Here is a 6064-nt window from a genome sequence, read left to right as displayed (position 1 = left end):
GGTTCTTCCGGCCGATGTGGTCAAGTCGATCTCCGGACAGGTGACCTTCGAAATCGTGCCTGGTTGTGCGGTGCCCAAAGCAGAGGCTTCGCGTCTGATGAATTGGGCCCTGGAGTCGTTGCGACATCAGGCGGTTGCAACCAAGGCTGCAGGTCTCCCGGCAGCTGGGATGCGCACAGCGCCTCGCATGAAGCGCTGAGGGGGACGGTCGCCCCTTGTGCATCCAGGTCGGAGGTGCTATCTCAAAGCAAACCAACCGAGATCACAGCAATGGCTCGAACAAACAATGGCCGCGAAGGCAAGCTCATAGACACCTGGCACTGGAGATACACCGGTGTCGAGGATGACCTTTCCGCCCACTTGAAGGGGGAGGAAGAGGAGCCCAGCGGTAGCGAAGGATCCATGGAGTCCAGCAAGGATTCCAGGCCTACGCTCGTGAAGGAAAAAGTGGTGCCAATCGAGGTTCGACTGCTTAAGCAGATGAACGAGGGCGAGCTGCCTCGCACGGAGAAGTCCGTTGAATTCCTTCTGTCGTGCCCGGAGCTAGACATCCGCATGGTCGGGTCAGATATCGAGGCCCTGCGCAAGGCGCTGTGGAGCAAGCTCGAGAAGACGCATGAGATCACGTGGGAGCGCTGGTACCTGGTGCAGATTGCACCGACGGTTTCGTACTCCGGTGACATCGAGACCGGCTTCTCGCTCAGCCAGAACACGATCTATCGTGGCGTGGCCCACGATGGCTCGATCCTGATGCGAGAGTTCGACCGTGGACGGACCTTTGGCCCGTGGCGATACAAGCCGTGGCCTGGCATCTATCGAACTGAAGGCGGCAAGGTGATCGCCTGCATCCCGGCAACGGAACAGAACGAAGCCGCGATGGATGAGTTCCGCGCTCGAATCCGCGAGTTGCAACGAATGCTGGGCGAGCTGGTGAAGCCTGAGACCATCATGCAGACCCTGGCCAATCTCTCCGGCATCGGTCTGCCGGCTCCCCAGCAGCAGTCGCTGGAAGCCGACGATTGAAGCCCACTGGAATCGGACGGAGAACACGGATGGAAAAGGCATCGACCGCGGCGATCAAACTGACTGCGAAGCATCGTCATGCTCTACAGAATGTCCTCGAGCAATTCGCTGGCAAGCGGTTTCGCCGCGGCGATGTGGCCACGTGGATCCACCCCATCACCAGGCCAAACTGCTGGGAGAAGGCGGACGCCATCGCCGCTGCGCTGGTCAAGGAATCATTGGCGGCCGGACTGATTCGCCGATCCGGTCAGGGCTACGTTGGCACGCCACTCAATGGCAAGTCGCGGCCGCTGATTGGCGGTGGCGTCGCTGCTGAGTTCCCGAAGTCCAAGAAGTTGGGCCTGGACACGGCTTGCCCGGGCAAGTGGATCGCGGTCGACTTGGAGACCGGAGACATTTGGGAGGGGACTCCTGAAGGCTGGAAGCAGGCTTCGGCGGCGCAGCGCAAGCGGGCTCAGGTAGCCCTGGCCAAGTGTTGAGCATGGATCCCGGACCTGACGGGCTCGATGCCAAGTCGGACGCCTCGGCCACAGTAGTTGGTAGGTGGGTCGCATTTCAAAACCAGACCTGCAACGGCACATACTGGGCAATTCATCGCGTCAACCGCGCGTTTTTGGATGGCTACCAGGTCATGCTGACGAGGGTTGGAATGCCGCGTCGCTTCGGATCACAAGCAGCTGCGGAGCACGCTGCCGCCGAGGCCAACCTACCCGAGTCTGAGCGCGAGGAGAAGCCGCTCACCAGGGCACAGAAGGAGTTCTTGGCTAGCTATGTCGAAGACGTTTGCCATGGATTCAACAAGCATCTGAAGACCGCCGACAAGGATGTATTCATCCGAGCAGTTCTCGGGATGGAGATCGATGGGCGCGTCGATGCGTCTGAGTTGCGGGTTTCGAAGGGCCTGAATACCCGCGGCTACTTCTCGACTTTCAAAGTGCAAGGCGAGGCTCCCGGCCTGACCAAGCTCTGCGTCGAGTTCAGCCCGAGGGGCGCTGAGGCGGTGTGGATGGAGATGCTGCGGGCGCGCGCCTAAACGCCGCAGCCATCGCCTACGGGCGAGGCCGCCGACGGGGACTCTGCGCCGGCGCCGGCATTGTGCTGCCGGCGAATCAAACGACGACTCCGAGATCCTTGGCTGCTTTGGCGATCTCTTGATGGCTGAGCTTGGAGTTGTAGAACAGAGTCCGGGCCGAGCCAGTCTGCGAGGCGCTGTCATCGTTCACATCGCCGAAGCCGCGTATGTCCATGTCGGCCTCTGCGAGCTTGAAACCGTCATTGCACTTCACCAGCATCTGCAACCGCTCGACGGCATCTTCCTCAAGGTCGTTGTCAGCCAGGAGGAGCATGAATCCGGTACCGCCCTTGCGCGCCACACGGCCGCGCAGCTGGTGGAGCTGGGCCAGGCCGAAGCGCTCCGGGTGGTTGATGACGATGGCCTTCAAGCTGGGCAGCGTGACGCCAACCTCGATGACGAGGCTGGATACCAGGATGTCGAACTTGCCGGCATTCATGCCGGCAATGACGTCGTTCTTCTCTTCAGGGCTCAGCTTGCCGTGCAGTACGCCGACACGACCAGGGAAGCGGCGCTCCCACTGCTTGGTCGCGCCGATGACGCTCTCCAGTCCCTCGGTGACGCTCGATTCCCCAGTCATGTCGACCAAGGGGTAGATCACGGCAACCTGACCGCGCTTGGCCACGATGTCGGCGATCAGCTGGTCGGACTTCTTGCGCTGGTCTGGCGTGACGATGAAAGTGCGGATTTCTTTCTTCACCGGGCACTCGCGCAGCACGGAGACGTCCATGCCTCCGAAGTGAACCAAGGCCAGCGACCGCGGGATGGCCGTGGCTGAGGCCTCGAGGACGTTGGTCGACTTGGTAGTCAAGATGGACTTCTGCTCCACAGAGAACTTATGCTGTTCGTCGACGATCACCAGGTTGAACTTCTTCTTGGCCTTCTTGGCCGCGTGCAGCAGCGCCGTCGTGCCAACGCAGATGCCCTCGCCGATCTTGGAGCCGGAGACCACCTCGCAGACCGGCAGGCCTGGGAACATGGTGCGGAGGTCGTTGGCCATCTGCTTCACGAGCAGCTGGCTGGGCACCAGGATGGCAACCTCAGCGCCGGCGTCATATGCAGCGGCCGCTGGCACCATGAAGGTGGGCGACTTGCCTGTGCCAACATCCCCAGAGAGCAGGCGATGCATTGTGTATGCTGAGCGCAGATCTCGGACGATTTCGTCGATGGCCGTCCGCTGATCCGTCGTCAAACGGTAGGGGAGATCAGCAATCAGCTCTTCGACGAGTTTCTTGTTGATCGTGATCGCAGAGCTGGCCACGGGCGGGCGAATGCGCGCGTCGGCGGATCGACGCACGACGGTCTCAGCAGAAAGCTTGCGAGCCAGAGCCATTGCGCGCTCACCCTGCGCGACATCACGCGGGAAGTGAAGGAGCCGCAAAAGGGTTTGAGCGCTTTTGACCCCGGTGAGTTCCGTGAACTCCGTGTCGAGGAGGCCGGCTTGAGCAAGAAGAAGGACTTCAGCCTCATCCAGGTACTCGATGGCACGGCCAATGCCGATTCCCAACGCTTCGCCACTGACCTGGCCGGCCTTGCCTGAATACTGGGCAATGACTCGACCCCGTGCGTGTCGGGGAACCGGGTGAGGGTTTCGAAGCTGAAGCGCGCCTCGAAACACGTCAACGAGGCCATAGACATGGATGAGCATGCCCTCTTCGACTTCCTTCCAAGGCCATACGTTGCCAAATGCGGCCAAGGTGATGGCGCGACCGGCATTGTCTACGCACTCAATCTCGACTCGGCGAGCCGACTGCCAGTATTCTGTTTTGTTCCTGCCGTCATCAAACAGTGATGTCGGGCCAGCGCGCAGCACCAGGTAACGCTTCTCACCAGCGTCACGGCGCATGTCGATACGAGAAATCGGCTGCGTGTAATCAAAGTAGGCCCTAGGAATGGTCAGCAGCACTTCAGGAAGTGAGCTGAAACCAAGTCGCTTTAGGCGGCCAAGTTCATCACCAGACTCCTCCGCAGTCGCCGCCCGGGGCTTCGAGGCTTTCTTTGTTGCAGGCTTCGTCGCAGCTGCCTTAGGAGCGGCCTCAAGCTGGCGCCGAGGCACCTGAGCGACAGAGCTCTGAGCATTCGGACGAGTTTCCGTCGTCCTCGGCGAGAAGATGCTCACTCGATTCTGTGCTAAATGGCCGTTTCCGGGAGAGGACGATGCGGGCATCTGAGAACTGGCCAGCGGCCTTCAATCCATGATTGTAGTGGTGCAAAAGATATCACATACGCCCTGATTTGACAATCCGGTTTACGCCCTGAGTTCTGGGAGCGCCACCAAAGGTTGGCAGCAGTTGCATCGAGATGCTGGGCCAAACGGCGTGATCCCTCAGCGAAATCCGGCGCCCGATGCGCCAGGTGACGGATCTACCGTCGTGCGGCCGCGGAAGCCGTTGAATTGCTAGACTAGGCCAACAACTTCGTTGAAAACGCAATGAGCAAAATCGAATCCCTTAAGAACCACCTGGCAAGTTGGATGCGCGTCGACACCTGGGACACCCTCCATCCTCTGGATGAGGAGCGATTCCACAAGGCGCTGAACGCCTGCTTCCGTCAGTTCGGTCCGCAGATCTCGGCTAATGAGTTCGAGGACGCCATGCTCGCGCTGCTCGAGCAGTACCACCCAACAAAGATGCCGATTGACCGGGCAGAGCGATTGCATAGCTGGGTGCTTAAAGCCGAAGTCATCAACTCATATCTGTACGACACCAGGCAACTTGCTTAAGTTGCGTCGATTGACTAGAGCCCACTCATGCGGGCTCTAGTCTCTGGGCTTGAGGAAATCAATTCCTGTTCGGTCCGCAGGTATGCTGGAAGCGAATACTCACCGGAGAGCCGTAGCTTCATCTCGTGATCGAGAACCGCGAGGCCTCGGCTGCGGAATTCCATGATGTCCTTGACATCGAGTTCGGGAGGGCATGACTTGGGCCGCCAGCTGTTTCCACGGCGGATCATCAGAATCGGCGTCTTGACAAGGTAGCGCGCGACCCGCTCGCCGGCCTCGGACAGCATCTCTGGGCGGCCCTCTTCGCACAATTCCGCCATCAGCCGTGCCGCGTCAATGGTTCCGATGCCCTGGGCCCAGTCGGCGCGCAGATGAGAGGCGACCCAGCCCTGAAGCTCCTCATTTTGACGCTCGATCCATGACACGCAGAGCTCGATGGCAGGCTTCTCGGTGCACAGCAAGGAGAGGGCTTCCTGGAATCGGACCGAGTAGGGAAGAAAGGTGATGGTGTTGGTGGCCATGAGACTCAGGCTTCCGTATTGGCACCAGCGGGAGCAATGCCGGCGGGGAGAAGAACATTGAGGGGGTCAGCGATCCAGGAGTCATATGCCTTGCGGCAGAAGGTGGGCGCCTTGGTCGCACCAACGCCCTGGGCCACCGCGGACAGGATCCGTTCACGGTAAATGTCCTGCTCCACCTTCGCGCCGCAGTCTGAGCAGAACTCGTGGGACACCAGGTGCCCGGGGTGAGGGACCGCGAGCTTGGTGTTGTTGAAGAAGGCGATGGCCAAGGCCATGTTGTCGCAGGCCTGTTGCCACTGAGATGCCCGAACGAGCCGACTCCCGTGCGTGCCGACGACGTGGTCGCAGCCACCCTCGGGAAGTACCTGGACGCTGCGCACTTCGTAGCCGATCTGCCGGATGATCCGGCGCGCCTCGGCAATGTCTTGCTTCTCGTTTTGCCCACATCCCAACATCAGTTCGAATTCGCGCCGAGCAAACTTGGCGATGGCGCCATCAGTGCGCACCATGGCGACGACCTTGCGAGATGAAACCGACTGCATGAATTGAGCCCCAGTGAATGTTCCTATCCATGGAGATATTGCATACACGTTAGCTCGTCAATGGCAACCTTCCAGATTCGGCTGCTCGGAACGCTACGGGTCGACGCAGAGCAAAAGGATTGGGGAAGAGAGCCTCTCGCCAGACAGATAAGCTGGATGCGGCCAATTAGGCAAACAGCGTATA

The 6064-nt window shown here is 60.1% G+C and carries 8 protein-coding genes; 5 read left to right on the top strand and 3 right to left on the bottom strand.

Features of this window, described 5'->3' with window-relative positions:
- The 4 genes from WG898_RS24870 to WG898_RS24855 all read left to right on the top strand — a co-directional run.
- A partial coding sequence (locus tag WG898_RS24870) for a hypothetical protein (RefSeq protein ID WP_339605473.1) occupies positions 1–199 on the top strand: 199 nt, incomplete at its 5' end.
- Between the two features lie 203 nt (positions 200–402).
- On the top strand, positions 403–1023 hold the full coding sequence (locus WG898_RS24865) for a hypothetical protein (protein ID WP_339605472.1): 621 nt from the start codon (positions 403–405) through the stop codon (positions 1021–1023).
- A 29-nt stretch (positions 1024–1052) separates the two neighbouring features.
- On the top strand, positions 1053–1502 hold the full coding sequence (locus WG898_RS24860) for a hypothetical protein (protein ID WP_339605471.1): 450 nt from the start codon (positions 1053–1055) through the stop codon (positions 1500–1502).
- 2 nt (positions 1503–1504) lie between these two features.
- Positions 1505–2056 (top strand): hypothetical protein, encoded by a 552-nt coding sequence (locus WG898_RS24855; RefSeq protein WP_339605470.1) that lies wholly within the window; start codon positions 1505–1507, stop codon positions 2054–2056.
- Positions 2057–2132: 76 nt separating this feature from the next.
- Here the strand turns inward: WG898_RS24855 and WG898_RS24850 are convergent, their stop codons facing one another.
- On the bottom strand, positions 2133–4001 hold the full coding sequence (locus tag WG898_RS24850) for a DEAD/DEAH box helicase (RefSeq protein ID WP_339605469.1): 1869 nt from the start codon (positions 3999–4001) through the stop codon (positions 2133–2135).
- A gap of 525 nt (positions 4002–4526) precedes the next feature.
- Between WG898_RS24850 and WG898_RS24845 the strand changes: the two genes are divergently transcribed.
- Entirely contained in the window at positions 4527–4817 is a 291-nt protein-coding gene (locus WG898_RS24845; protein ID WP_339605468.1) for a hypothetical protein, read from the top strand.
- A 14-nt stretch (positions 4818–4831) separates the two neighbouring features.
- Here WG898_RS24845 and WG898_RS24840 read toward each other — a convergent pair whose 3' ends face one another.
- A complete protein-coding gene (locus tag WG898_RS24840; protein WP_339605467.1) occupies positions 4832–5338 on the bottom strand; it encodes a hypothetical protein in 507 nt (168 codons plus the stop codon).
- Between the two features lie 5 nt (positions 5339–5343).
- Entirely contained in the window at positions 5344–5880 is a 537-nt protein-coding gene (locus WG898_RS24835; RefSeq protein WP_339605466.1) for a hypothetical protein, read from the bottom strand.
- Positions 5881–6064 lie beyond the last annotated feature (184 nt).

The sequence above is a fragment of the Paucibacter soli genome (assembly GCF_037482845.1).
Taxonomy (GTDB): domain Bacteria; phylum Pseudomonadota; class Gammaproteobacteria; order Burkholderiales; family Burkholderiaceae_C; genus Paucibacter_B; species Paucibacter_B soli.
This window is presented reverse-complemented; position numbering and strand designations above follow the sequence as displayed.